The 26,743-nt window shown below is 39.9% G+C and carries 21 protein-coding genes and 1 pseudogene; 10 read left to right on the forward strand and 12 right to left on the reverse strand.

The features are described from left to right. Nucleotides 1-18: 18 nt before the first annotated feature. A complete protein-coding gene (locus tag Cop2CBH44_RS01900; RefSeq protein ID WP_200755439.1) occupies nucleotides 19-1,419 on the reverse strand; it encodes an arylsulfatase in 1,401 nt (466 codons plus the stop codon). 378 nt (nucleotides 1,420-1,797) lie between these two features. On the opposite strand from Cop2CBH44_RS01900, the gene Cop2CBH44_RS01905 reads away from it, so the two are divergent. Further along, entirely contained in the window at nucleotides 1,798-2,814 is a 1,017-nt protein-coding gene (locus Cop2CBH44_RS01905; protein ID WP_246469201.1) for a linear amide C-N hydrolase, read from the forward strand. Nucleotides 2,815-2,892: 78 nt separating this feature from the next. Here the strand turns inward: Cop2CBH44_RS01905 and Cop2CBH44_RS01910 are convergent, their stop codons facing one another. Further along, nucleotides 2,893-4,143 carry a hypothetical protein gene (locus Cop2CBH44_RS01910; RefSeq protein WP_200755441.1) on the reverse strand — a complete coding sequence of 417 codons (1,251 nt, stop codon included), beginning with the start codon at nucleotides 4,141-4,143 and terminating at the stop codon, nucleotides 2,893-2,895. A 393-nt stretch (nucleotides 4,144-4,536) separates the two neighbouring features. Continuing rightward, nucleotides 4,537-6,090 (reverse strand): sensor histidine kinase, encoded by a 1,554-nt coding sequence (locus Cop2CBH44_RS01915; RefSeq protein ID WP_200755442.1) that lies wholly within the window; start codon nucleotides 6,088-6,090, stop codon nucleotides 4,537-4,539. Nucleotides 6,091-7,227: 1,137 nt separating this feature from the next. Here Cop2CBH44_RS01915 and Cop2CBH44_RS01920 point away from each other — a divergent pair. Beyond that, nucleotides 7,228-8,064: an aldo/keto reductase gene (locus Cop2CBH44_RS01920; RefSeq protein WP_200755443.1), complete on the forward strand. Its 837-nt coding sequence runs from the start codon at nucleotides 7,228-7,230 to the stop codon at nucleotides 8,062-8,064. A 10-nt stretch (nucleotides 8,065-8,074) separates the two neighbouring features. Here Cop2CBH44_RS01920 and Cop2CBH44_RS01925 read toward each other — a convergent pair whose 3' ends face one another. Next, nucleotides 8,075-9,001 (reverse strand): hydrogen peroxide-inducible genes activator, encoded by a 927-nt coding sequence (locus Cop2CBH44_RS01925; protein WP_200755444.1) that lies wholly within the window; start codon nucleotides 8,999-9,001, stop codon nucleotides 8,075-8,077. A gap of 124 nt (nucleotides 9,002-9,125) precedes the next feature. On the opposite strand from Cop2CBH44_RS01925, the gene Cop2CBH44_RS01930 reads away from it, so the two are divergent. Together Cop2CBH44_RS01930 and bla are read left to right on the forward strand one after the other, a co-directional pair. Then, the gene (locus Cop2CBH44_RS01930) at nucleotides 9,126-9,599 is read left to right on the forward strand and encodes a Dps family protein (protein WP_021930710.1); all 474 of its coding nucleotides are present in this window, start codon (nucleotides 9,126-9,128) and stop codon (nucleotides 9,597-9,599) included. Between the two features lie 192 nt (nucleotides 9,600-9,791). Further along, nucleotides 9,792-10,682 carry a class A beta-lactamase, subclass A2 gene (bla, locus tag Cop2CBH44_RS01935; protein ID WP_200755445.1) on the forward strand — a complete coding sequence of 297 codons (891 nt, stop codon included), beginning with the start codon at nucleotides 9,792-9,794 and terminating at the stop codon, nucleotides 10,680-10,682. 214 nt (nucleotides 10,683-10,896) lie between these two features. Here bla and Cop2CBH44_RS01940 read toward each other — a convergent pair whose 3' ends face one another. From Cop2CBH44_RS01940 to Cop2CBH44_RS01955, 4 genes and pseudogenes are all read right to left on the reverse strand, one after another. Continuing rightward, a complete protein-coding gene (locus Cop2CBH44_RS01940) occupies nucleotides 10,897-11,256 on the reverse strand; it encodes a DUF4405 domain-containing protein (RefSeq protein ID WP_021930708.1) in 360 nt (119 codons plus the stop codon). Between the two features lie 8 nt (nucleotides 11,257-11,264). Continuing rightward, nucleotides 11,265-11,693 (reverse strand): annotated as a pseudogene (locus Cop2CBH44_RS01945) (NifB/NifX family molybdenum-iron cluster-binding protein); the annotation flags it as partial. Nucleotides 11,694-11,715: 22 nt separating this feature from the next. Next, nucleotides 11,716-12,396 carry a 4Fe-4S binding protein gene (locus Cop2CBH44_RS01950; protein ID WP_200755446.1) on the reverse strand — a complete coding sequence of 227 codons (681 nt, stop codon included), beginning with the start codon at nucleotides 12,394-12,396 and terminating at the stop codon, nucleotides 11,716-11,718. A gap of 94 nt (nucleotides 12,397-12,490) precedes the next feature. Next, a complete protein-coding gene (locus Cop2CBH44_RS01955) occupies nucleotides 12,491-13,549 on the reverse strand; it encodes a LysR substrate-binding domain-containing protein (RefSeq protein WP_270568946.1) in 1,059 nt (352 codons plus the stop codon). Here Cop2CBH44_RS01955 and Cop2CBH44_RS16480 point away from each other — a divergent pair. Further along, nucleotides 13,517-13,711, forward strand: a complete 195-nt coding sequence (locus Cop2CBH44_RS16480) for a 4Fe-4S binding protein (protein ID WP_246469165.1) — start codon at nucleotides 13,517-13,519, stop codon at nucleotides 13,709-13,711. The genes Cop2CBH44_RS01955 and Cop2CBH44_RS16480 overlap by 33 nt on opposite strands. A gap of 502 nt (nucleotides 13,712-14,213) precedes the next feature. On the opposite strand, the gene Cop2CBH44_RS01960 is transcribed toward Cop2CBH44_RS16480, so the two are convergent. After that, nucleotides 14,214-14,459 carry an RNA-binding regulator gene (locus Cop2CBH44_RS01960; RefSeq protein WP_021930703.1) on the reverse strand — a complete coding sequence of 82 codons (246 nt, stop codon included), beginning with the start codon at nucleotides 14,457-14,459 and terminating at the stop codon, nucleotides 14,214-14,216. Between the two features lie 541 nt (nucleotides 14,460-15,000). Between Cop2CBH44_RS01960 and tig the strand changes: the two genes are divergently transcribed. Then, nucleotides 15,001-16,359, forward strand: a complete 1,359-nt coding sequence (gene tig, locus Cop2CBH44_RS01965) for a trigger factor (RefSeq protein WP_021930702.1) — start codon at nucleotides 15,001-15,003, stop codon at nucleotides 16,357-16,359. Between the two features lie 411 nt (nucleotides 16,360-16,770). Next, the gene (locus tag Cop2CBH44_RS01970; RefSeq protein ID WP_246469166.1) at nucleotides 16,771-18,180 is read left to right on the forward strand and encodes a sialate O-acetylesterase; all 1,410 of its coding nucleotides are present in this window, start codon (nucleotides 16,771-16,773) and stop codon (nucleotides 18,178-18,180) included. Between the two features lie 55 nt (nucleotides 18,181-18,235). On the opposite strand, the gene Cop2CBH44_RS01975 is transcribed toward Cop2CBH44_RS01970, so the two are convergent. From Cop2CBH44_RS01975 to Cop2CBH44_RS01985, 3 genes are all read right to left on the reverse strand, one after another. Beyond that, complete coding sequence (locus Cop2CBH44_RS01975) at nucleotides 18,236-19,015, reverse strand: amidohydrolase (RefSeq protein WP_200755448.1); 780 nt, start codon at nucleotides 19,013-19,015, stop codon at nucleotides 18,236-18,238. A gap of 15 nt (nucleotides 19,016-19,030) precedes the next feature. Then, complete coding sequence (locus Cop2CBH44_RS01980) at nucleotides 19,031-19,573, reverse strand: 1-acyl-sn-glycerol-3-phosphate acyltransferase (protein ID WP_200755449.1); 543 nt, start codon at nucleotides 19,571-19,573, stop codon at nucleotides 19,031-19,033. A gap of 200 nt (nucleotides 19,574-19,773) precedes the next feature. After that, nucleotides 19,774-20,058, reverse strand: coding sequence for a hypothetical protein (locus Cop2CBH44_RS01985; RefSeq protein WP_021930698.1), 285 nt, complete (start codon nucleotides 20,056-20,058; stop codon nucleotides 19,774-19,776). Between the two features lie 410 nt (nucleotides 20,059-20,468). Here Cop2CBH44_RS01985 and Cop2CBH44_RS01990 point away from each other — a divergent pair, with 410 nt between their 5' ends. From Cop2CBH44_RS01990 to proS, 3 genes are all read left to right on the forward strand, one after another. Continuing rightward, complete coding sequence (locus tag Cop2CBH44_RS01990; RefSeq protein ID WP_200755450.1) at nucleotides 20,469-22,112, forward strand: glycogen/starch synthase; 1,644 nt, start codon at nucleotides 20,469-20,471, stop codon at nucleotides 22,110-22,112. A 36-nt stretch (nucleotides 22,113-22,148) separates the two neighbouring features. After that, a complete protein-coding gene (gene glgP, locus Cop2CBH44_RS01995) occupies nucleotides 22,149-24,704 on the forward strand; it encodes an alpha-glucan family phosphorylase (protein WP_021930696.1) in 2,556 nt (851 codons plus the stop codon). 419 nt (nucleotides 24,705-25,123) lie between these two features. Beyond that, entirely contained in the window at nucleotides 25,124-26,614 is a 1,491-nt protein-coding gene (proS, locus tag Cop2CBH44_RS02000; protein WP_200755451.1) for a proline--tRNA ligase, read from the forward strand. The last annotated feature ends 129 nt before the right edge of the window (nucleotides 26,615-26,743 follow it).

Below are 26,743 nucleotides of genomic sequence, written 5' to 3' on the forward strand. Positions count from 1 at the left end.
AAATTACCGGTTGGGAACTCACTCCGGTCTGCCGAAGTTGAAAATAGGAGAGGGCACTCGGGCCTGGTCCAATATTTTTTCGAGTTCTTTTACCTTTTGAGGATATTGTCCGGCCAGGTTATGGTCTTCATGTATATCATTGCTCAAGTCATATAGCTCGATAATCGTCTTCCCGACGATAGGCTGTTTTATCAGCTTCCAGTTATCTTTTCGGAGAGCCACCCTGCCGTTTTGCTCATGAAATTCCCAGTAGAGATAATCATGTTTTTTTTGCCCATCCTTTGACAATAGGGTAGGAAGGAATGATATGCCATCTCCCGATTGAGGCAGTTTGGTGCGGGTAAGTTCAGCTAGTGTCGGCATTACATCCCAGAAAGCCGAAATGTGGTTGGTTCTGGTTTCCGGTTTTATCAAGCCAGGACACCATGCAACCATCGGAACCCGGATACCCCCTTCATATACATCTCGTTTGAGACCTTTGAGCGGGCCGTAACTTTTAAAATAATCGGGATTGGCCCCGCCCTCCTGATGAGGGCCGTTGTCACTGGTAAAGATAACGATTGTATTTTTATCGATACCCAGCTCTTTCAACTGGGCTATTACCTCCCCTACATACATGTCGAGACGGGTAACCATGGCGGCAAAGGAAGCGTATGGCTTCTCCGAAGGATAATAACCTCTTTGGCCGTTGTACGGAATCTCTTCGAAGGCATTCTCATACATTCTATAAATGGAATCGTGAGGTAAGTTCAACTCGGCGTGAGGTAAAGTATATGTCAGCATGGCGAAAAAAGGCCTGTCCTTATTTTCTTGTATAAATTGTAATGCATGTGCATGGATAGAATCCTGTACATAGACCTTCCGTTCATTGTTCCTGTTCCCGTCAAATATGACTTTATTTTCATTGTGCCATAAATGGTCTTGATAATAACTGTGGGCCTGCCTCTGGCAGTTATACCCATAAAATTCGTCAAATCCCATTTTGTTGGGAGTCGACATAGAACCCGGATACCCCAATCCCCATTTACCGAAGATGCCAGTTGCATATCCTGCCGATTTCATAAGCCGGCCCAATGTATATGTCGTTGCCTCCATGGGCTGTTGTCCCTCAGGCTTTATCTCTTTATTACCTCGTATTTGTGAATGTCCTGTATGCAATCCCGTCATAAGAGAACAACGGGACGGCGCACTTACCGTGCATCCGGCATAGTGTTGGGTAAACAACATACCCTCTTGTGCCATTCGGTCTATATGGGGAGTCTTTATTTTATCCTGACCGTAGCAACCTATATCTCCGTAACCGAGGTCGTCGGCAAGAATATAAATGACATTAACCGGGTTTTCACGATGTTTCTCAGCTTTGAGAAGTGTAGCATTTGCGATTAGAGCACTACCGATAAAAAGAAATTCTTTCCGCATGATATTAAATACTGAATTATGAAGAGCCGGCTTAAACAGACTCTGAAGTTTTTCCGCTACGAATATAATCATTTTATGTGATAAACCCCTGAGTATTCTAAGAGTTTGTCTAAATTTTGACTGGGTCAGCATTGAGAGTTCTTTTCAGGGATATTTTTCTGAATTTAAGAAGATGATAGCAGTCCATTTGGTAAATACGGACGAAAAAGAACACCCTTAAAAGAAAGTGTAAAAAGGACTTGGCAGAAGTTACTTTTATCGGAAAATTTAGACAGGGCCTTAGAAACAATGCAGCGAGAACATTTGTTATATAACTATGAGAATAAAGTCATTATAAAAAATACATCTATGAAAGCAAAAAAAAATATACCGTTCCTTATGCTGGGTATTGGCTTGGCTATCTGTGTAGAACAACCACGAGCCTGTACGCGAGCCGTTTATTTGGGCCCGGATCACATGATAGTGACTGGACGAACCATGGATTGGAAAGAAGATCCCCAGTCAAACATATATATGTTTCCGAGAGGAATGCAAAAAAGAGGCGCAATAACGGAAAATACAGTGAAATGGACCTCCAAGTACGGAAGTGTCGTGACTGCCGGATACGATATAGGAGTATGTGACGGAATGAACGAAAAAGGATTGGTTGCCAATTTGCTCTTTCTGACAGAATCTTCATATAAGAGAGAAAACGATAATCGCCCCATAATGGGACTGAGCATATGGACCCAGTATGTGCTGGATAATTTTTCCACAGTAGAAGAAACAGTTGCTGAATTAAAAAAAGAGCTGTTCAGAATCGATGCACCCGACCTGCCCAATGGTTACAAATCTACTTTGCACTTGTCCGTTTCCGATGCATCAGGGAATAGTGCGATTTTTGAATATATTGACGGCAATCTGATAATACATCAAGGTAAGGAATGTCAGGTGATGACCAATTCACCTACATATGACAAGCAACTGACGTTAAATGATTATTGGAAACAAATAGGAGGTATGGTGATGTTGCCGGGGACAAATCGCGCATCCGACCGTTTTGTCCGGGCATCGTTTTATATCAATGCCTTGCCGCTCACTCCGGACTTTCGCTTGGCAGTAGCCGGGGTATTTAGTGTAATGCGGAACGTTTCCGTCCCGTTGGGGATATCCGTCCCCGAACAGCCCAATATTGCCTCGACACGTTGGCGTACGGTATCAGACCAAAGAAACAAAGTCTATTATTTCGAATCTACATTAAGCCCCGATATATTTTGGGTCGATTTGAAAGATATGAATTTTGCTCCGGGCAGTCCGGTAAAAAAATTATCCTTGACACAAGGAGAAATCTATGCAGGAAATACGGCAAAAGACTTTAAAGACAGTAAATCCCTGACTTTTTTATTCGGAATTTAAGACCGGTTTGGAGAAATTTTTACACGACATACCCCGCCTCCTTTTTCAGGAAACGGGGTATGTCGTGAGTAGAGCCGCTTAAAAATAGTAAATAGCCAGACCCAAGATTCGCAAGTTGGTAACGGCATGCGTATTGCCGACCCTTCCTGTCGACATATTTATATCGCCATAATAAGCCGTTGTACAATTCAGTTCGATACCGGCTTTCCAGTGAGGGAGAACGTATGCAAAATGCGCGGCACCGCATACCATCTGATCTACATCCAGAGCACTCCCGTAACGACCGTTGTCGACGTTGGCAAGAGATTGTGACGTTCCCAGATTCTTGGCATATCCGCCATAAATGCCTACCTGGTATTTAGTCCCGTATACAGCATTTACCCATGTTGAAGAAGTCCTGTAAGGAGTATATTTACGGCTTCCGTTAGTGGGATCTTCCGAAGTTACACCATAACCACCGGGAACAGATAAGTGGCAAAGGTTTTTCCCATATACCGTTTTGGCTGCCAGTCGGTATTTAGATTCGGTATATTTTATCTGAGCGACAAACGAAGTCGTCGTAATGCGCTCATTTACCTTGAATGTCTTGGATACCTCTTCTCCTCCTACGTTTTGCGTTACGGTCGCTTCTGTACGAGGTTTTAGAGAAATCATTTCGACACCCACTCCGGCCAGAAATTTATTCTTATGAAAATCGATTCCCGCAAACAATTCCGGTATCATTCCGTTTTTCAAATATTCGGCATTTTTCCCTTTGGGACCGGTCGACTGGTATATCAATTGGTAAATAGCCGAGGCAGTTGCTGTAAAATATGTATGGTTATACCGATATCGCAATTGCGGGCTGCGGTTGAACGGCTGGAACGGAGCCCCGGTAGAAAGATTCAGCACAGTAGGCGATACCTCTCCGAAAAGCGGGTGCCATGTTTGCCCGATAAGCAATGAAGAATGAGACCAGGCCAGATTGATATACGCTTGTCGTATACGCAACATGGTAGTACTGGACGAGAAACCTCCAAAGTCAGTCTCTATTTTAGCCGAAGTTTCGGCACCCCATATCCGTGGGCCGGTGACATCTAAGCCCAGACGAGTACAGAATGTGTAGAATGAGCCGCTGGGCTTTGCATTCAAATCCTTTCCGTCCGCATCATAAACCGTATTTTTGGGAAAAAGATAAAAGTTGTCAGATACCGTAGTCTCATTATTCCGAGTATCATAGAATAAGTCGGCCCTTACAAAGCCATAAAAATTATACGTAAAATTTTTTCTTTGAGTAAACGCCGGAATACAAAATGCCGCACTAAAAAAAAGCAATAACCCCCGTTTCATAATCATATATGGATGATAAAATGTCCTTTTATTTTTCGGCTGCAAAGGTAGACATAATTTTGCAGTATAAGCTTAGAGCTTATCCATATTTTATAGAAATATTTTTACAAAACGTGCTCTTTAGGCTTATAAATACCTCAAAAACCGATGGGTTGTACTATGTCTGTCTCAAATTAGCGATAAAGTTATTAGACAGCGGTGACCTCAAAAGAGACCCCGTATTGCTCAGATATGGAGAACACTGGATATTATGCAATAAATAACAATATACCAATCGGTTACGACTGCTTTTTATAAAACAAAATACCCCGTCTCTTTTACCAAGAATTTGGATAGATGATTTTGTGACAATCTTAAACGTGCACAAAATAAAAGATATTATCACTTGCTTTTTTATACATGCAGCTCCAGGACAAAACGACATCCCCGTGTATACGAAGTATCAAGAGTAAGGCTGCCATTCATCTTTACGGCGATTAGAGAACATATAGGCAAACCCAGCCCGTCGCCCTGAGTCAAATCCTTTATTTCGGCAAACGGTTTGAACAAATTTTCCTGACGTTCTGCAGGAATACCGGGGCCGTTATCCGTCACAATAAATTGATGTGTATGAGCACCTCTCTTTTTATAATCGAGCATTATTTTGCCCGATTGAGTATGTATTGCCGCATTTGCCAACAAGTGAGAAAGTATTTTTTCGAGTTGGACAGGGTTGGTCTTTACCTGCATATTTATGGCGTTTACCATAACCGAAACACCCGGTTGTACTTTATCTCTTACACTGTTCATTACCGATTCGCAAAAGCGGTTGGCATTTATCATTTCCATTTCGTAAATATCGGATAATGAATTTTCCAGTGATGAGAGCTCCTGTATATCATCACTGAATTTTTTCAAGGCATTTATCTGTCTCTGCATTTGTATCGATTGAGTTTCGGCAATATCCGACAATGACTCTGCACTCGCCGACAAGCTATCCAGTGTAGGGCCCATCTGAGCAGAAATATTTTGGATAAATTTTGTTTTCAATTCATTATGGTCATTGGCTATAGAGATGTTCTTTTTGAGTCTTTTGTTGCTCAGAACAAATCGCAATAAAACAAAAATGATGACAACCAATGCGGCCGAAAGAATGGCAATGACAGTACATAGCCCGATAATTGTATATTGCCGGTTTTTGAGCGAACTATCTTTTTCTTGTATGGTCTTTAAACTCTTGTCATATTTTTGTTTGAGAACATTCAGTTCATCCTGAGCCGTAAGTATTTTTACCGAATCGGCCCATACCATAAAATTCCGGTACATACGGTCCATAAAAGAGACATTATTAGCCTTTCGGGCAATAGATATTAGATTTCTGTAGCAGTCGTTTATTTTTTCGTACTCTTTTTGAGACTTATACTCGGAAATAAGCTGTCTAAAATAAGTATCCCCCTGGGCATTTTGCCCGAATGTATAATAATAGTTAGCTTTAGCGTACAGCAGAGCTTTATTTAATTCGGAGCTTTGTGAAGCTTGGGCAATCTCTTCCAGCCTATCCAGTTGCACCTTGGCTTGAGCTGCATTCTTAAGAGAAATATACATCAGGAAACGTTCTTTAGTGACCAAAAATTTCAAATCAGGAAACGCCTTATTCTGTTTTTGCTCACCTTCTCGGATACGTTGGTCCATGTCTCGGCACAAATCGAAAGCTTCTTTATATAAATTCTCACGTGTAAATAACGAATTAGCTTTGATTCCGCATTCGATGGCCTTTGTATAGTTCCCCTGATTGGCAAAAGACCCGTAAGCCAGTTTGAACAAATAACGAGCTTTGATATATTCCTTTTGGCTTAAGCTGCTTTCAGCCTGTTTTACCCATTCATTGGCATTATTTGCTGTATTTTGGCTATACGAGATAGAGCAGATATATAGAAAAACCGAGAATATAAAAACCTGTATTTTCATGACAAAATAATTTTAACTGTAACAAAGTTAATATTTATTTGCAATGGTAATTATCTTATATCAGCAATTTTTCAGAAGAAAAATCTTTCATCATTCCAGAGTAAACTCCTTGAAAATTTAAATGATGTTAAACGGAAAAATTTTATGCTATGAAATTATGTTTTATAACATAAAACTGCTTATATTTGCATTGTGTTTTTCATGGTATTAGATTTAAGGTTAACGAAGATTGGTTGTCGTGAGACAACCTTTTTTTATATATCTTCTTATATAAAATTTATGAGCATTTTATACGTTTCAGAATAATAAATAAAAATATCTTTGCTCTTGATTTTGTTTAGAACATGAGATATAGTCTACAGAAAGCCATATCCTATTAAGTATTTTTTAGTCCCTCCTGTACTAAAACTCAAAAAAGTAATCTCTTGGAGTCAATTTTATGATGACTTCTATTTCTGCTGTCTGTAAATATTTAAAAGAGAAAAATTGCCTGAAAAAGGATGGGGAATGTTAGAGTATACAATTTTGTATTATGTTATAAAATCATTATGCTATACAAGCATAATAATTATTGAATATGAAATTTATAATACATAGAGGATGCTTGTCTGAATTTTGCACGAATATCTTTAGGAAGCTTTTCTATTTTGATAAGCGCGTTGGTCTGCCTGATGTCAGGAATGGGGGGGAGATAAACCGGAAAAAAGTCTTTATTAATTCAATAAGAAAGAAATCATTGGACCGTAAAAAATAATTCAACCCAAATGAAATGTTAATTTAGAATTATATTTCACTCAAATAATGTTAATATGAGTCGTTTTTTTATATTTATATTTGTAAAATACAAATTACCCTTTTATATTTGCACTGTGTTTTTCATGGTATTTAGATTTAAGGTTAACAAAGATTGGTTGTCGTGAGACAACCATTTTTGTTTTATCAGCTTTTCTTTTCCGGATATTGCCTTTATCGGTTTCAGCCGCTTTTGAGAATTTCTTTAGAAGATATTTTTAATATCAATAATTATTTGAGACTTTGAAACAGGGTAAAAATGACTGAAAAGTGAATTATCTAAAAAAAATGAACCGGAAGGAGACTTTATCTTTTAATATATTGTAATAAATAAAAAGCATATAGATGAAAAACGTAGTTATTTTTCCCAATGGAAAGGTTGTACCGGCATTAGGGCAGGGTACTTGGAATATGGGTGATTCTCTTTTGAATAAACAAGAAGAGATAAAAGCATTACGCAAAGGCATAGAGTTGGGCATGACGGTTATTGATACGGCCGAGATGTATGGTGCAGGGCGTTCAGAAAAATTGGTTGCCGAGGCTATCGAAGGAGTCAGAGATAATGTATTTCTGATTTCTAAAGTTTTACCTTCAAATGCAAGTTACGACGGGACCCGCAGAGCTTGCGAGAATTCCTTAAAAAGACTGAAGACTAATTATATAGACCTCTATTTGTTGCATTGGGAAGGTCCTTTCCCTTTTGAAGAAACGGTGGAAGCTATGCTCTCGTTACAGCAAGAGGGGAAAATTCTCCAATGGGGAGTAAGCAATATGGATGTGCTTGAAATGGAAAATCTTTATGCGATACCCGAAGGAAACACCTGTGCGGCAGATGAGGTGTTGTACAACCTGACCCGTAGAGGAATAGAATATGACCTGATGCCGTGGTGCAATAATAGGCACATTCCGGTAATAGCCTATTCTCCCATAGAACAAGGGCGCTTGCTTAAGCATCCTGTATTACAGGAGATTGCATCGGTTCATTTTGCAACACCCGCTCAGATTGCATTGGCTTGGGTATTGCGTCAGCCGGGCGTTATTGCTATTCCGAAAGCTTCTACCGAAAAGCATGTTCTCGAGAATTATAAAAGCCTGTCGATACACCTTACCCAAAGCGATTTATCCCGGTTGGATGAAGCCTTTCCTGCACCGAGTCAAAAGATTCCCTTACAAATGTTATGAAGAGTGATTCCTAAACCAGTCTTTGCGTATTTTTCAGCGCCATCATCTCTTCAGGTATCACCTCTTTCAGACTTTTTATAAATAAGTTCAACAGTTCATGCCGTACGAAGTCAGACCGGGTGATAAGAAATAGTTGTCGAGTCGGCCTGGGAATGGCAAACGGTCGAACCAGTTGCTTCTGTCGGTCATCGAGCTGATAGGTGGCAAGTTCGGGAATAAAGGTCATGCCATTTCCGCTTTCCACCATTCTCATAAAAGTTTCGAGGCTGCCCAGTTTATATGCAATTTGATGCATTTTTACGTTGTCCATTTGGCAAAATCTTACCAGTTGGTCTCTGAAACAATGTCCCTCGTCCAAGAGCCAAAGATGTTCCCCGTCAATATCAGAAGTTCTTATCAGTTCATTTTTGAATATAGCTTCATTATTGGATATATACCCGTAAAATTCCTCATAATATAGAGGATATACAATCAAGTCTTTGTGCTCTATATGAGTAGCGATGATGATAGCATCTGTTTTATTAGTTAGCAAGGAATTTATGCTGTCTGAAGTTTTCATTTCCAGCATTCTGATATCGATAACCGGATATTTTTTTAATAATTGAGGAAAGAAGCGCGGCAACAGGTAAGGTGCTACGGTAGGCAGTACGGCAATGCGAAACGTCCCGGAAAGATTATGTTTTTCCTCATGGCTTATATCTTTTATAAGAGATACCTGATGCAAAACCTTTCGAGCCTGTTCTATGATTTTTGTCCCGGTACTCGTCGGTCGTACCGGTTGCACACTTCTGTCAAACAACTTTATATCCAGTTCCTCCTCCAGTTTTTGTATCATCATACTCAGTGTCGGTTGTGTTACCCGGCAATGCTCGGCCGCTTTCCCGAAATGTTGATATTCCTCTACGGCTACAATGTATTCCAATTGCTGTATATTCATTTAGTAACGATATGTTAATAGATTTTATCTATGCAAAGATAGAAATTATCAGTTTGATTTATTAAAAATAGGAGCATATCTTTGTAACAAACAAATAACAAGTACAATTAAAAAATCAGAAAAGATGAAAACATTAGACTATATCCAATTGGATACAAAAAAAGTAGAGAACGTAGTGACAGGGTTACAACACTTACTGGCCGATTTCCAAGTATATTATACCAATCTGAGAGGATTTCACTGGAACATCAAAGGCAAATCGTTTTTCGTATTGCATAGTCAGTTCGAGAAGATGTATGATGACACGGCAGAGAAAGTCGACGAGATTGCCGAACGCATCTTGATGCTGGGCGGAGTTCCGAGCCATAATTTCAGTGAATATTTAAAAGTCTCAGGTGTAAAGGAATCCGGTTATGTCGATAGAGCCGATGAAGCGTTGAAAAATATTTTGGAGACTTTATCCTACATTATATCCAAAGAAAGACAACTATTGTCCGCCGCCTCTGAAGCAGGAGATGAAGTTACGGTTTCTCTGATGAGCGATTATCTGAAAGAACAGGAAAAATTGGTTTGGATGATAAGTGCTTATAAATCGTGAATGATACAGACTCAATATAACTGAATCTGGAAGATGACTGTTAAGAACATTCCGGTCGTATATCGTAAAATTTTCCAATCCGATAATACGACCGGATTTTTATATATAAAATATTTTATTAGAGGTAGCATTGTGCCGGAATTGCAAATATTCTTTTTATTTTCGATGGCTGAAATCAAAAGAGAAGACGAAATGAAAAGAATTATTGTTGCTGCATTACTGTTTTGTTGTTGGGGAGCATCTGTTGCTTTTCCGCAAGATGAATTGAGAAAAGAATTGGAAACTGTGATTCGGGACAAAAAGGCCAGGGTAGGAGTAGCCGTGATATATGACGGGAAAGATACCCTTACTTTGAACAATGAATATCGATACCCGATGATGAGTGTCTTTAAATTTCATCAAGCGCTATCCGTATTGAATGATTTGGATTCCAGAGGCTTGCCGCTCGATACCGAAATCTTTGTAAAAAAGTCCGATTTACATCCCAATACCTACAGCCCTTTAAGAGACTCTGTCCCGCAAGGCAATTTCAATATGACGGTTGCCGAGCTTCTGAAGTACAGTATAACGTTGAGTGACAATAATGCTTGCGATATATTATTCAAGCATTTCGGGGGGACCGACAGGACAGAAAAATACATGAAAGGATTAGGCATTGAGAAGATCGTCATACAATCCGACGAAAACGAAATGCATACATCAGTCGATGCCGAGAGAGCAAATTGGACTACCCCGTTGGAAGCAGCCAGAGTTATGGATATATTCCTGAGAAATAAATTGTTTCCCATTTCACTTTCCGATTTCCTTGAGAATCTTCTGATATGTACCTCGACCGGAGCCGACAAGATAAAAGGAGGTCTGCCGTCAGGAGTTACTATGGGACATAAGACCGGGAGCTCTTCCAGAACAGCACGAGGAACCAAAATCGCGGATAATGATTTAGCCTTTGTACAACTGCCCGATGGAAAAAGATATACAATTGCCGTTTTTGTCATGGATGCTGACGAAGATGACAAAACGATTGCCGGTATTATCTCGCAAATATCTCGTCACGTATATGATTTTTATACTCGGGCAAAATAAACATTCATACATATCTTAATACTTACAGCTAAGCAAAATCCAATTGCACAAACGTTTTTTTGCAGGTTAGCTTGACAATCATATAGGAGAAATTAGACGCAATTTGCCCTATTTTCCGGTAATTTATCGTAACTATCGTTTTTCCGGTCAATATACGAAATCCTATTTACTCACAAAATAAGCAAACCAACCTATCGCCAATAAGAGGGCTTGTCTATTGTAATAAAATATAGAACCAGGGCACTATCGCAATCAGCAATAGAGTCAATAAAAATACATAAAGTACCATACGTAATGTATGATTCGGACATTTCTTTTTAAAAAAAGCCGATACAATATTTATATGCAACAGGATATGTGCGGCAAGTAGAACAAGCAATACCGCACCTGTCCATAAATGGATATCGCCCCAGTCGTGTCTTCCCAGTCCACACAAATGTGAACACCATGAATTGGCACTTTGAAATCTGACGGCATGGCGGGAAGGAATGACAAATTCCAATATGAATCCGCTTATACTAACTAATGCCATCGTGGTCAACATGAAAAGGTCAATGATAATATTGACCGGCATTTTATTTTTTAACACCGTTCCTTGCTATTATCTCCATGACACTCATGATGATGTTCATGAGAAGAACAATTTATACCGGAATCTGTGATTTTTCCGTTCAAATAATCAGTTGCAACATCCATGACATTTCCGGAGCAACCTCTTATCACTTTTATATGGTGGGATGTAAGTATGTTTAAGGCTCCTTGTCCCATATTCCCTGCCAACATTACACTGACACCCATATTCTCCAATTCTCCTGCTATATTGGACTTGCATCCACATCCTTGGGGAGAAGGAATGGTCTCACTACTTAGGATTTGATTGGCTTGTCCCACTGTCAAAACCGTATAATACTCACAGTGACCGAAATGGTTATCAACCATATTCTCTTTGGTCGGAATTGCAATTTTCATCATAATCTATTCTTTATCAATATTAATGTTATCTATTGTAATAGACTGCTCTGTCCCTTGTAAGTTATAACTTCATTTCAGGGACTTTCAGAGGACAGCCATTGACGCAACATCCGCACTTGATACAGTCGGGATGAAGAAATCCTTCTTCGTTATTCCTGCTCTTATATGGCTTCAGTTGCATGGGACATACTGCGGAACAGAGTTTGCATTTAGTGGTACACTTTTCTCCTACAATTATGCGGCGGTAGTTGCCGGGCAGCTTGCCACTGCGGGGAGTCACCCACGACGACAGAGTTCCCATAGGACAAAACGAACACCATGTACGCGGTGCATAAATAAACGAAAGAATTACGCCTACAATTGTGGTAATCAGTATAATTGTCCAAAATACTCGGCCCATGTCACTCCAATTGCCCCAAGCCCGATACATTTGTATGCCGAACATAGAGAAGATAAACATCACCATAAAAATGCGAAATCCTTTGGTGCGCACAAATGTCGGAATCGGTTTGTGTGGTGAGTATTTCGCCAGCATCCGGTCGTAAAAATTTCCTCGGGGGCAGGCATTCCCACACCACCAGCGCCCTTTGCGGACAGCGAATGCGACTGGTGCTATCATACAGATTATGGCAAGAAAACCGGTTACCGGATAAAAGTAACCTATAACAAGATACACTAATAGTATCCAATATAGTGAAAATCCCTTCTGCGGGAAAGGTCGAAAAAATTGTTTATGTGCCATGTGCCATTTGACTCATTGTTTTGTGGGTACAAAATTACACAATTACTAACATTGGTACAAACTATAAAATCGATGTTTTAATCGATTTTATCAATCATAGCGTGATTGAAAATTTTTCAAGTCGCTTGTTGACCATTGCCGGAGGGATAATCGTCCTAATCGCATCAGCGAGAATGTTCAATAACCGTTCGCGCACAAAATTGCGATGTACCACAAAAGCAATTTCTCGGGACGGTTCTGGGTTGGTTAGACCACGGACATTGGCTTGCTGGCATTTCCGAAGAAGTGGCACATGAAGCTCCGGAATTATGGCATATCCTCCGTTCTCATCAACAATTTTTATCAGAGTCTCTACACTGCCGGCTTCATAAACGGCTTGTCGGCTCGCTCGGTGGTCGCAAAAGGGGAAAACACCGCGGTTGGGGCAATAGCCTTCACGAAGCACCCATATGCTTCCCACGGGAAGCCGGTCTGTCTGCAAATTCATGTCGTTATAGATTGGCTCTTCCGGAGAGACATATGCCATAAGGCGTTCTTGATAGACAGGTATTTCCAACAGTTCGACATTGTTAAGAGGTGTAGCCAAAAGTGCGATATCAAGTTCTCCGCGTTCAAGTTGCGAAATAATAGTTGATACTCGTGCCTCTTCAACATGTAATTCTATGTCCGGATGATGGACAGACAGATATTTGAACATTTTCGGCAATAAATACGGAGCCACTGTCGAGGTAATGCCGAGCGATACCTTCCCGACAGATTCTCCTTTTCGTGTAGCCACCAGCTCCCTGACCTGTGCGGCGTTGAACAATAGTTGCTTTGCACGGCTGATAATTTCCGCGCCAACGGCAGTTGGTTTCACTGGATGACTGTTACGGTCAAATATCGTTATGTCAAGTTCAATCTCCAATTTTTGGACAAGCGATGACAAAGTTGATTGCGAGACACCGCATGATTCTGCAGCTCTTGCAAAATGGCGGTATTTGTTGACCGCCACTATATATTCCATTTGTTGAAGGGTCATACGATTTAGTTTCTGTTCGATAATTTCGATGCGAAGATAGATAAAATCTGTTTTGTAGAACAGAATTATTATCCTAAATTTGTAACAAAAAATACGATTATGATACAAGTAGACAAGAATATATGTCCACATGACCACATTTGTCCGTTGATTAAAGTATGTCCGGTCGGGGCTATTTCCCAGAATTCTGAAGGGTTTCCGGTGATAGAGTACAATCTTTGCATTGAATGTGGCAAATGTGTGAAGAAATGCCCTATGAAAGCAATGAAACAAGTAGAAGGGAACAAACAATAAAGCGGTTTGAAAGTGAGACGTCAGCTTGATTGATTATGCCAAAGATATCCGACCGATTCGGACAATGGCTCTGAAGGTTGCCATTCCGTATCAGGTATATATCGTGGCAACTCTCTGTACAATTAGCTATAAAATTTTATTTGCCCAAATGCCACTTTTATATCGGCAACTGCGAAAGATGTATTATGGACGGTGTGTATTGAAGACAAGAGCAATATTTTATGATACTTTTATTGCATATGCCTGAAATGAGCGTATTTTATTACTGATATACAGTTGATTATAAAATATCGTAATCTTGCGTAGTAGAGTAATGGTTGTTTGATATTATGGCTATAATCTGAATTTTTCCGGAACAGACAATTGTCTTTGAATTCAAAAAAAATAAGTGGTTCAGGAAATTAGAACCACTTTATTTTTTTATTAAGTCATAGTAAGTCATTTTCTTTTTTTGTATAGACTTGCATAGACTTTAGGGTCTTACAAATGAGGAACGAGGTCCTTAAGCTCTCGGACGAGCTTCTTTCACAATCATGGTGCGACCTTCGTATTCGGCTCCGTTAAGCTCTTCAATAGCTTGCTTTGCCTGAGCATCATTTCCCATTTCGACAAAACCGAATCCCTTAGATTTGCCTGTTTCACGGTCTTTGATGATTTTGACAGAATCTACGGCACCGTACTCTTCCATCACTTGCTGCAAGTCAGCTTCCCTAACACGATAGTTAAGGTTTCCAATGTAAATGTTCATAAAAAAATAAATTAAAATAGTAATTTTAGAACAGGCGGGTCTGAAAAAGTTTATTAATTCACGTAAAATTACATGAGGAGTTCAACATAGAGCAAACCAGCTCTTATTCGGGTACAAAGAAAAAGATAAAATTTGGATGTACAAGCAAAAGTGAAATTTTTTTTCAAGATAAGGACTGATTTTAAGTTTTGCTCGAACTGGTCTTGAAAATTTATTTTGAGGCTGATTTTTTTTGTTTGTATAAGGGCGATAGCAGGTTATTTGACGAATGCAAACAAGAAAAAAGACCGGAAAGAAATACAAAAAAGAGTTGACGGAATTTTTTTATTGGAAAATTTAAGCTGCCTCCAACTATTTTCACATAATTACGTCAAGTTTTTGCAATAAAATTGTAAAACCTATTTGAATATCGAAAGAATAAAATTACTTTTGCGCTGCCAAAAGTGCGAAGAGAATATAGGCTATATATGTTTTATGTCGTTTTTTCTTTGCGGCAATAATTTTGGACGAAAAAATAGTTTTAATTAAATAATTCGAAAGAATGAACGTTTCACAACAGAACATTGACAAAGTAAACGCTGTAATCAAAATTGAGATTGCAAAAGCGGATTATCAGGAAAAAGTAGATAAAGCATTGCGTGCTTATCGTCAAAAAGCAAATATCCCGGGGTTCCGTAAAGGTATGGTTCCGGCTGGGATGATAAAGAAAATGTTTGGAAAATCAGCTTTAATCGAGGAAATTAATAAGTTGGTTTCTGAGCAATTGTTCAATTATATCAAAGAAAATAAACTCAATGTATTGGGCGAGCCACTGCCTTCTGCCGACCAGAAAGAAGTAAATTTCGATACACAGGAAGATTTTGAATTTTTATTTGATATTGCTTTGGCTCCTGAGATTGAAGTGAAACTTTCGAAAAAAGACAAAATAGATTACTATAACATCAAAGTAGATGATGATATGGTAAAAAAACAGTGCGAATCGTTGGCCGGTAGGTACGGAACTCAGGAAGAAGTTGAGGTTGCCGGTGAGAAAGACATGATTCGTGGCAAGATGGTTGAGCTCGACGAGAACGGCAACGTAAAAGAAGGTGGTATTGTCGTTGAAAGTACAGTCCTTTCTCCTGCATATTTTAAGAACGAGGAAGAAAAACCGAAATTTGCCGGAGTGAAAGTAGGTGACAAAGTCGTATTTAATCCGTCAAACACATGCAACGGTCTTGAAGTAGAGCTGGCATCTATGCTGCATATTTCTAAAGAAGAAGCTGCCAATGTAAAAAGTGACTTCGAAATGGAAGTGACCGGAATTACAGGATTCAAGCCGGCAGAGATGGGACAAACCCTTTTCGATGAAGTATTTGGCAAAGATACGGTAAAGACCGAAGAAGAATATGTTGCTAAAGTACGTGAAATGCTGGCTGAGCAGTTGAAACCCGAGAGCGATTACAAGTTCTCTATCGATGCCCGTGCTGCTATCGAGAAGAAAGTCGGAGACATTGAATTACCGGAAGCATTCCTCAAACGTTGGTTGGTGGCTACCGGAGAAAAAAGAACAGCCGAATCTGTTGAAGAAGAATATCCGAAAATGGTTCCTGATTTGAAATGGCATCTGATAAAAGAACAAATCGTTAAGAATTTCGATATCAAAGTTGAAGACGCCGATATTCGTGCCATGGCTCGTAAAGCAACACAAGTGCAATTTGCCCAATATGGTATGATGAATGTTCCTGCCGACTTGCTCGACAAATATGCTGCCGATATGCTGAAAGATAAAAATACGGCTCGTAATGTGGCAGACCGTGCTGTTGAGGAAAAGATTACGGCTACCATCAAAAATACGGTAACGTTAAATGAGAAGGAAATTTCTGCTGAAGATTTCTATAAAATGTTTGAAAATAAATAATTCGGGAAATCCCTGTATTGCATAAAATAGAAGGAAGCTATTTCAGAGCCTGTAACCGGCTCTGAAATAGCTTCTTTCATTTTTATAGTGATAGACTGGGGGAGAAGGATGTGTAAGAAGAACCTGTTTAGCTTTTACTCGAGCCGGCTTTGAAAATTTTTGGAGGTTATTTTTCTGCTTTTTTTCACGGTCATTGCAAGTAAAATGAAGTTAAAAAAAACAAGTATAGACCTTTGTTATTGTGGTCGGTTGTTTATCAGATATAAAGTAAAGGCACTTGTGATTACCTGTTCTTATAGGAGCTTTTTTACTCAAGTATAATTTTAAACCGGAAAGTCCCTTGATTTCTACATTTACTTTTTTATCTTTGCCACGAAAATCTTATTACTAATATCAGTTAAACACAAGACGATGAAAATTATCATAAAAGCCCTTTCTATCTTTCTTGCTTGTTGCAGTAGTTTCGCCATTAAAGGACAACCCCCGGTACGATTACATTTGCCATCGATTTTCTCTGACCACATGGTACTTCAGCAGCAGAGTTCTGTACCTGTGTGGGGATGGGGTGAAGCCGGTACAACGGTTAAGATAGTAGGGAGCTGGCTGCCTCAGGACACTGTTTGTACCAAAGTGGACGACTGTGGGCATTGGATGGTAAAAATCCCCACTACCCGATACGGAGGGCCTTACACACTACATATATTATCAAATGATAGAATTGAGCTGAAAGATATTATGCTGGGGGAAGTATGGCTGTGCAGCGGACAGTCAAATATGGAATGGGCCCCCAATAATGGGATACAGAACCAGAAGGAAGAAATAGAAGCGGCCAACCATCCGAGCATCCGTTTTTTCAGTTTGAGCAAACAGGGTAGTAAGTATTTGCAGGAGGATTGCCATGCCCGATGGGAAAAATGTACACCTGAAGTCATGCAGTGGCGAAGTGCCGTAGCTTACTTTTTCGGAAAACAATTGCAAAAAAAACTGAATGTTCCGATAGGTTTGATTGTTTCGGCATGGGGAGGGACTCCGGCAGAGGTATGGGTTCCACGTGATACTATCATGAATCATAGGAAAATCACTGAAAACTTGATTCATGAGACTTATCCTTGGTGGCCGGTAGAACCGGGAGTGCTTTACAATAGCATGATCTATCCGTTGATGCCCTATGACATTGCCGGGACAATATGGTATCAGGGAGAGTCGAACAGGGACAATCCTTCCTCATACTGTTTATTGATGGAAAAACTTATTGAAAGTTGGAGAAAAGGATTCAATAAAGATTTCCCCTTTTACATAGTTCAGATAGCCCCGTTTGGCTATGGCTCCACAAATAATGGACCGGCATTGGTACGGGAGGCTCAAGAATTGGTTGTACGCAAAGTGCCCAATACAGAATTGGTAGTGACTGTAGACGTGGGAGACGTTCGAAATATTCATCCGGCGCGAAAAGCAGAAGTGGGCACAAGATTAGCCAATCTGGCTTTAGGGAAGGAATATAAAGTATTGGAACAAGGTTATGAATCCCCCTTTTTCATGCAAATGAGTGTAGAAAAAGGAAAAGCACTCCTTTCGTTCAGTCATGCGACAACAGGACTGGTATGTCCTGACAAAGAAATAAGAGGCTTAATGATAGCAGGAGATGACGGACATTTTGTACCTGCTCAAGCTCGTATCAAAGGAAACCATCTGATTGTCTCGTCACCTGAAGTCAAACGTCCGGTTTCCGTACGTTATTGCTTTGATGACGCCACTATTGGGAACCTATTCAATAGAGAAGGGCTGCCTGTCGCACCTTTTAGGACAGACAGTGGCAAATGATATTCTGCCTTTGTATATGCAAAGCCCTGGCTTTTGTTGGAGGATGATTTTATGGTTACAACAAAGAAAACTTGTCGTTATCCCGCCAGAATGGAAAATTTTGCCGGTATGATTGTAATTTTGACAAAGAAAGTTCAGTTGTGATAATTTCATTTTCTCCCGGTCGGGCAGAAACCAACGGATGTCCCTTCATATCGAGAATCATGGAATCGCCCGAATATTTTAACTGAGTACCGTCTTCACCGATACGGTTTACGCCACATACATAGCAACTGTTTTCGATGGCTCTGGCTATCAGTAATTGTTTCCAAGCATAGCTCCTCGATTGAGGCCAGTTGGCAACTATCAGCAAAATGTCATATTCATTGTCCGCGTTACGCAACCAGACAGGAAAGCGCAAATCATAGCAGACGAAAAGGGCAATATTCCATCCTTGATATTGTGCAATCAGCCTTTCATTTCCCGCTGTAAAAAACTCGCCCTCTCTTCCTATTCTGAAAAGATGTTTCTTGTCATAATATTGGGGAGCCCGGTCGGGGGAGATGAAGAATCCTCTGTTATAATAGTTCCCTTTTTCATAAGCAATGATACTTCCGGCAATAGCCATTCGATATCTGTCACTCCAATTCCGTATCGTTTCTATGGTATATTCTGTTATAGTATGGTCATATTGTCCGACATGCATCGTGAAGCCCGTGGTAAACATTTCCGGCAGGATGACAAGGTCTGTTTTACCCGACAGGCTTTCTATATCCCGCTGCCTGCGGTATAGATTCTCTTCAACATTTTCCCAAACAATATCTGATTGCACCGATGATACACGCAATATATCCATACCGAGAGAGTGTTTTTATAATCCAAAATTCTGAGGATTCCGGGCGGATACGCCTTTATAAAAATCCTTTATAGTCACGATATCCCTGTCATAATCTCCGGTCGGAATAAAGATTCTGGACAATCCTACTTCTTTCTTTTTATAATCTATATAGGCCAGTACAATAGGTACATGGGCTTTTAAGGAGATAAAATAGAATCCCTTCTTCCAATCGTTGTTTCTTTTTCGGGTAGCCTCCGGAGTGATGGCTATGCCGAATCGTTCCCGACAGTTAAATTGTTCCACAATCTGGTCGGTCAGTTCCGAACGTTGCTTCCTGTCTACGGGCACACCACCCATCGCTTTGAATATTAAGTTCAATGGGAAGAAAAACCAACTCTTCTTTATCATAAATCCGGCATATCTGCCTATAGACAAATACGCCAGTTTCCCTATGATAAAGTCCCAATTGCTGGTATGAGGAGCAACACATATCACACATTTTTTCAGGTCCGGGACTTGTACGACAACTTTCCACCCGAATAGCTTCAATATAAACCGGCTCAACGCCTTTTTCATAAAAAACTGAATTTAAAACCCTATCCCGATAAAGTATGGCTTTATTTATAGGAATGTATTTCACTCCCTCGGTAGCTCATATCACCATTTCTTTCTACCCGTATGGGAGAGGAGCTGGTAGATATTATGCAACAAAAGAGAAAACACATCACTTTGACGATTTACCGGACAGAAGTTTTATTATCTGTGACTGTATCTATTTACTTGTTCATTTCAGCAAATTCGCTGATAATTTCCTCTATACCCTTGTCAAAACTGGCAATGAGGTTTTGATAATATTTTTTTACGATTTTGGGATTGTTTTTACCATCAGTTACATTTACCCGACGCAGGAATTCGTCTTGCATAGAGATGATTTTAGCCAATATCTCATCATTTTTTTGAGCATCGCAATCTGTTATAAAATAGCGATTATATAGACATTCCGAAATTAGTTCTTCGGTAATGTAATTGATTTCTTTTTTCAATTGTCTTTTATTAGCCATGACTTTTTTATTTTAAAGGTTACTTTTACAAATATAGGTAAAACCTTTTTCAGAATAAAGTTTTATAGTAAAAAAGATTTGTTGAGCCGGTTTCGGTTTTGTACGGGTTGGCAGACCTGGAGAAATTTTTTTGAAGCCGTTTTTCTATTAGCATGGAGAGAATGGCAAGATTTGACGAAAACAAATGGGCGAACAGACTGAAAGAAAATATAAAGAAGTCCTGATGATATTTTTTTATTGGAAAATTTAAGTGGGCTTTTATGTAGTAGAAGTTTTTTACATAAGAATTTTACTGTATTTTCTTTTTTATTTATAGTATATAAACAAAGACTATTTTTGGTAAAGATGAAATTTAATTGTACATTTGCCCCTTAATTTAATTGCTTAAAGTGTTGATAATAAATTCAGATATGGAAAAAGGTCAGCTCACCCCTGATTATTTGTTCGAAGTCAGCTGGGAAGTATGCAATTTAGTCGGTGGTATTTATACCGTACTGTCCACCAAAGCCAAAACCTTACAGAAGATAAATAAAGACAAAAATATTTTCATCGGACCCGATTTGTGGAAGGGCAAAGAATCTCCCTATTTTACGGAAAATCCTTCTTTATTGAAAGAGTGGAAGATGCAGGCATCCAATGAAAATCTGCAAGTGAGAGTAGGGCGATGGAACATTCCGGGCAAACCGGTTGTTATATTGGTAGACTTTAGCCGGATGTTCGATGTTCGTAATGAGCTATTTACGAATATGTGGAATTGGTATGGAGTAGATTCGTTATATGCCTATGGCGATTATGACGAATCTTGTATTTTTTCATATGCGGCGGCACGGGTTATTGAAAGCCTGTATAAATATATAGGTGGAGACAACTATAACGTAGTAGCTCATTTTGATGAGTGGATTACAGGTATGGGCCTGCTGTATGTAAAACATCAGTTACCCAAAGTTGCGACGATATTTACGACTCATGCTACTTCTATCGGACGGTCTATCGCGGGGAATAATAAACCCTTGTATGATTATTTGGCAGCATATAACGGAGACCAGATGGCACGTGAATTGAATATGGTAGCAAAACATTCTTTAGAAAAGGCAGCGGCTCACAATGCCGACTGTTTCACAACCGTGAGTGATATTACGGCAAGAGAATGTACTCAACTGCTGGAACGTACTCCCGATGTAGTGACTCCGAACGGTTTCGAAGAAAACTTTGTTCCTAAGGGCATAGCATATACTCAGGGGCGGGAAGCTGCTCGGGCAAAATTGATAAAAATTGCCGCCTCGCTGATAGGATACAAACCTTCGAAAGATGCGTTTTTTATAGCAACTTCGGGACGGTATGAATATAAAAATAAGGGAATAAATCTGTTTATCGAATCGTTGAGACGATTGAAGGAGCAGAGTACCTCTAAAAAAGAGATTATAGCGTTTGTGTTGGTTCCGGCATGGGTCAATGCTGCCCGAGAAGATTTGGCAGAGAAGATGAATGCCAAGAAATTCGACCATACAGCTCTTCCTGATCCACTGATTACACATTCGTTGAATAATTATAACGAAGATATGATTATGAATCAATTACACGGTAGCGGATTTAAGAATCTGGCAAGCGATAAGGTAAAGATTATCTTTGTCCCTTCATATCTTCGGGGAGATGACGGCATAGTAAACATGCCTTACTATAATCTGTTGATAGGATTCGATGCGACGGCATTTCCTTCATATTATGAGCCGTGGGGATATACTCCGCTTGAAAGTGTTGCTTTTGGCATTCCTACTATTACCACCGATTTGTCCGGTTTTGGATTGTGGACTGATTCGTTGGGAGAGGGGGGACTGGAAGCAAAAGGCGTAGCCATATTGCATCGGGGCGACTCCAATTTTGATGAAGTTGCCGACGGTTTGGCTATGACTGTTCATTCATTGTCAGTCAAGACCGATACGGAGAGAAAGGCAATATCCGAAGCTGCAAAGAAAACAGCCGCAAAGGCTCAGTGGAAATACTTTATTTCCTATTACAGTCAGGCATACGATATAGCATTACAAAAGAAAAAATGACATTTTATATAGAATTATTCATTAATAATTAAGCATATGAAAGTACAAGTAAGTAATACTAACGCACCTTGTTGGCGAGATATTACAGTAAATTCTCAAGTACCTGCTCAGTTACAAAGTTTAGAAGAAATGGCCCGTAATATCCGTTGGGTATGGGATAGCAATACTATCGAGCTGTTCCGTTCCATTTCTCCTGAATTGTGGAAATCAACAAACGGTAACCCGGTTGCCTTACTTCAGCGTATAAGCTATGAACGTCTTGAAGAGATAGCAGCTGACAAGTCGATGATGCGTCATATCAATGACGTCTATGACGATTTCAGAAAATACATGGATGTTGAAAAGAGAAAAGATGTTCCTTCTGTTGCTTATTTCAGTATGGAATATGGTTTGGCTAATGTCCTGAAAATATATTCGGGTGGACTCGGTGTATTGGCGGGAGATTATTTGAAAGAAGCCAGTGACCGGAATGTAGACATGACGGGGGTAGGGTTCCTTTATCGCTATGGTTACTTCACCCAGACTTTGTCTATGGACGGGCAGCAATTGGCCAATTATGAGCCACAGAATTTTAACCAGTTGCCCGTAGAGCAAGTTCTCGATGAGAATGGACATCCGATGATACTTGAAGTACCGTTCCCGGGGCGTATTATTTATGCAAATATTTGGAAAGTCAATGTCGGACGCATTCAGCTTTATTTGATGGATACCGACCTTGAACAGAATAGTGAATTTGACCGTCCTATTACATACCAGTTGTATGGTGGAGATTGGGAGCATCGTATGAAACAGGAATATATGTTGGGTATCGGGGGTATTATCATGCTCAACCGTCTGGGAATAAAGAAAGACATATACCACTGTAACGAAGGCCATGCCGCGCTCATCAACATTCAGCGGTTGGTAGACTATATACAAAATGATAAACTTAATTTTCAGGAAGCCCTTGAGGTGGTACGGGCATCCTCGTTATATACGGTACATACTCCAGTACCTGCCGGACATGACAGTTTTGACGAATCCTTGTTCGGGAAGTACATGGGAGAGTTCCCTCAAAAATTAGGTATCTCTTGGCAAGATTTGATGGACATGGGTCGTGAAAATCCGGGTACAAATGAAAAATTCTCCATGAGTGTGTTTGCTTGTAATACTTGCCAGGAAGTCAATGGCGTGAGTTGGTTGCACGGTAAAGTATCACAACATATGTTCCAGCCCATCTGGAAAGGTTATGCAGCAGACGAGTTACATGTCGGTTACGTGACCAATGGTGTACACATGCCTACATGGGCAGCAACTGAGTGGAAAGAATTTTATATACAGAAGCTCGGTAAAGAGATATTCGAACATCAATCCGATAAGAAAATTTGGGAAAAAATTTATGACGTGCCCGATGAGGAAATATGGAAAATGCGTCAGACCATGAAAAATAAACTGGTCAATTTCGTAAAAGAAGATTTCCGTGAAAACTGGTTGAAGAATCAGGGAGACCCTTCACGCATTGTATCCGTATTGGAAAAAATCAATCCGAATGCACTTCTTATCGGTTTTGCCCGCCGTTTTGCAACCTATAAGCGTGCGCATTTGTTGTTTACCGATTTAGAACGTCTCTCCAGAATCGTAAATAACCCCAATTATCCCGTACAATTCCTTTTCTCAGGAAAGGCGCATCCTGCCGATGGTGCAGGGCAAGGCCTGATTAAGCAGATTGTAGAAATATCTCGCCGTCCCGAGTTCTTGGGAAAAATCATTTTCTTGGAAAATTACGATATGAAAGTTGCCAAGCGTCTGATTTCCGGGGTTGATATCTGGTTGAACACACCTACTCGTCCGTTGGAAGCATCCGGTACATCCGGAGAAAAAGCCGAAATGAACGGTGTTTTGAATTTCTCTGTGCTCGATGGCTGGTGGTACGAAGGTTACAAAGAAGGCGCAGGTTGGGCATTGACCGATAAACGCACATTCCAAGATCAGGGACATCAAGACCAGTTGGATGCAGCTACTATCTATTCGATGCTTGAGAATCAGATAGTTCCTTTGTATTTTGCAAAAAACAGCAAAGGATATTCTCCCGAATGGATACAATACATCAAAAACTCTATCGCTCAGATTGCTCCGGATTATACAATGACCCGTATGCTCGAAGACTATATTGACCGGTTCTACATGAAAGAAGCTAAACGTTCTAAACTGCTTGTTGCAAATAATTTTGCTAAAGCAAAAGAAATTGCAGCTTGGAAAGAAGAGGTGGCTTCTAAATGGAACTCGATTGAGATAACTTCAGTGAATCTGCCGGAAGGATTGCTCTATAGCCCGCATGTAGGACAGGAGTATCCGATAGAAGTGGTAATTGACCACAAAGATTTGCCCAACTGCATCGGTGTCGAACTGGTAGTTACGCCTATCGAAGACGGAGTGATGAAACCTTATATTGTACAGGAACTTCAAGTGGTGAAAAACGAAGGATCCAAAACATATTATAAACTCGATTATTCTCTCAAAAATTCAGGAGTTTATAAATATTCATTCCGTATGTTCCCGAAAAATCCTGACCTGCCTCATCGTCAAGATTTTGCATACGTTCGTTGGTTCTGATTAGAGTAGCGATTTTATTGATATATACTATAAAAATAGCGGGGCTGTAAATGAACAGCCCCGCTATTTTTTTCTGAAATTTGGCAAGACAATATATGACAGATGATAAATTTTATTTCGAAATAACAGAATTTGGAGGGCTTTATTATCCTATTAAAGCAAGATGAAATCCAATTTACGTCTTTGTGCGTAAAAAATCCGAAATATGTAAGATATGCTTGGCAACCATTCACAAGAGCCAATCTGATAAATAAAGAAGCTGTACCGGCAATCTACCTTTAAAGCAAAATGCAAGTAGAACTAAGAGAGAGAAGAAATTGCCGGGAGTTTATTTATTCATGAATTATCACCGAATAATCCTGACTTTTTTATAATTTTGTCAATTCAGAAAAAATAAATACAAATATCATAAAATAACAATGGCAAAAGAACTGAAAGACCTTACCAAGCGGAGCGAAAATTATTCGCAATGGTATAATGACTTGGTTGTAAAGGCCGATTTGGCAGAACAGTCGGCTGTACGTGGCTGTATGGTTATAAAACCTTACGGATACGCTATTTGGGAAAAGATGCAACGTCAGCTTGACGATATGTTTAAAGAAACAGGACATGTAAATGCTTATTTTCCGTTATTGATACCCAAATCATATTTGAGCCGTGAAGCCGAGCATGTCGAAGGTTTTGCTAAAGAATGTGCTGTGGTCACACATTATCGCCTGAAAAATGCTGAAGATGGTTCGGGTGTTGTCGTCGATCCTGCAGCAAGACTTGAAGAAGAATTGATTATCCGGCCTACATCAGAAACAATTATATGGAGTACATATAAAAATTGGATACAATCGTATCGCGACCTGCCTATACTTTGCAACCAATGGGCTAATGTAATGAGGTGGGAGATGCGTACCCGTCTTTTCCTTCGTACTGCCGAATTTTTGTGGCAAGAAGGGCATACTGCTCATGCAACCCGGGAAGAAGCAGAAGAGGAAGCACAACGCATGCTCAATGTATATGCCGATTTTGCCGAGCAATATATGGCAGTGCCGGTAGTTAAAGGAGTGAAATCGGCTAACGAACGCTTTGCCGGAGCATTGGATACCTATACTATCGAAGCCTTGATGCAAGACGGGAAGGCGCTGCAATCAGGTACATCTCATTTCTTGGGCCAGAATTTTGCAAAAGCTTTTGATGTACAATTTGTCGATAAAAATAATAAGTTAGACTACGTTTGGGCGACCTCATGGGGCGTATCTACTCGTTTGATGGGGGCTCTTATCATGTCTCATTCCGATGACAATGGATTGGTATTGCCTCCCAAATTAGCACCGATACAGGTAGTAATCGTTCCTATTTATAAAAACATGGAGCAGTTGGCTCAAATAGATGAAAAGGTAGCTGGTATCGTGGCAAAATTGAAAGCATTGGGTATATCCGTTAAATATGATAATGCAGACAACAAGCGTCCGGGATTTAAATTTGCCGATTATGAACTGAAGGGAGTTCCCGTACGGCTGGTTATGGGAGGACGTGACCTGGAGAACAATACGATGGAAGTAATGCGCCGCGACACACTTGAAAAAGAAACTGTAACTTGTGAAAATATAGAAACCTATGTAAAAAATCTTTTGGACGACATTCAAGCTAATATCTATAAAAAAGCGCTTGACTATCGTTTGGCTCATACCACAAAGGTAGATACATATGATGAATTTAAGAAGAAGATAGAAGAAGGTGGGTTTATTTTGGCGCATTGGGACGGTACTACCGAGACCGAGGAGCGCATTAAGGAAGACACCAAAGCAACCATCCGTTGCATCCCGTTCGAAGCCGATGAAGAAAGTCTGACACCGGGCAAATGTATGGTTACGGGTAAGCCTTCTGCTCGTCGAGTATTATTTGCTAGAGCATATTGATATAGAGAAAACAAATACAAGACAACCCGTCTGATTTCTAAAGTCAGACGGGTTGTCTTATAATCATGGTATTGGAAATATGAGGTAGATTAGGTATATTTGGAGTAGCTTTAAAAAACAAATAAATAA

Source organism: Coprobacter secundus subsp. similis (assembly GCF_015097275.1).
Classification (GTDB): domain Bacteria; phylum Bacteroidota; class Bacteroidia; order Bacteroidales; family Coprobacteraceae; genus Coprobacter; species Coprobacter secundus.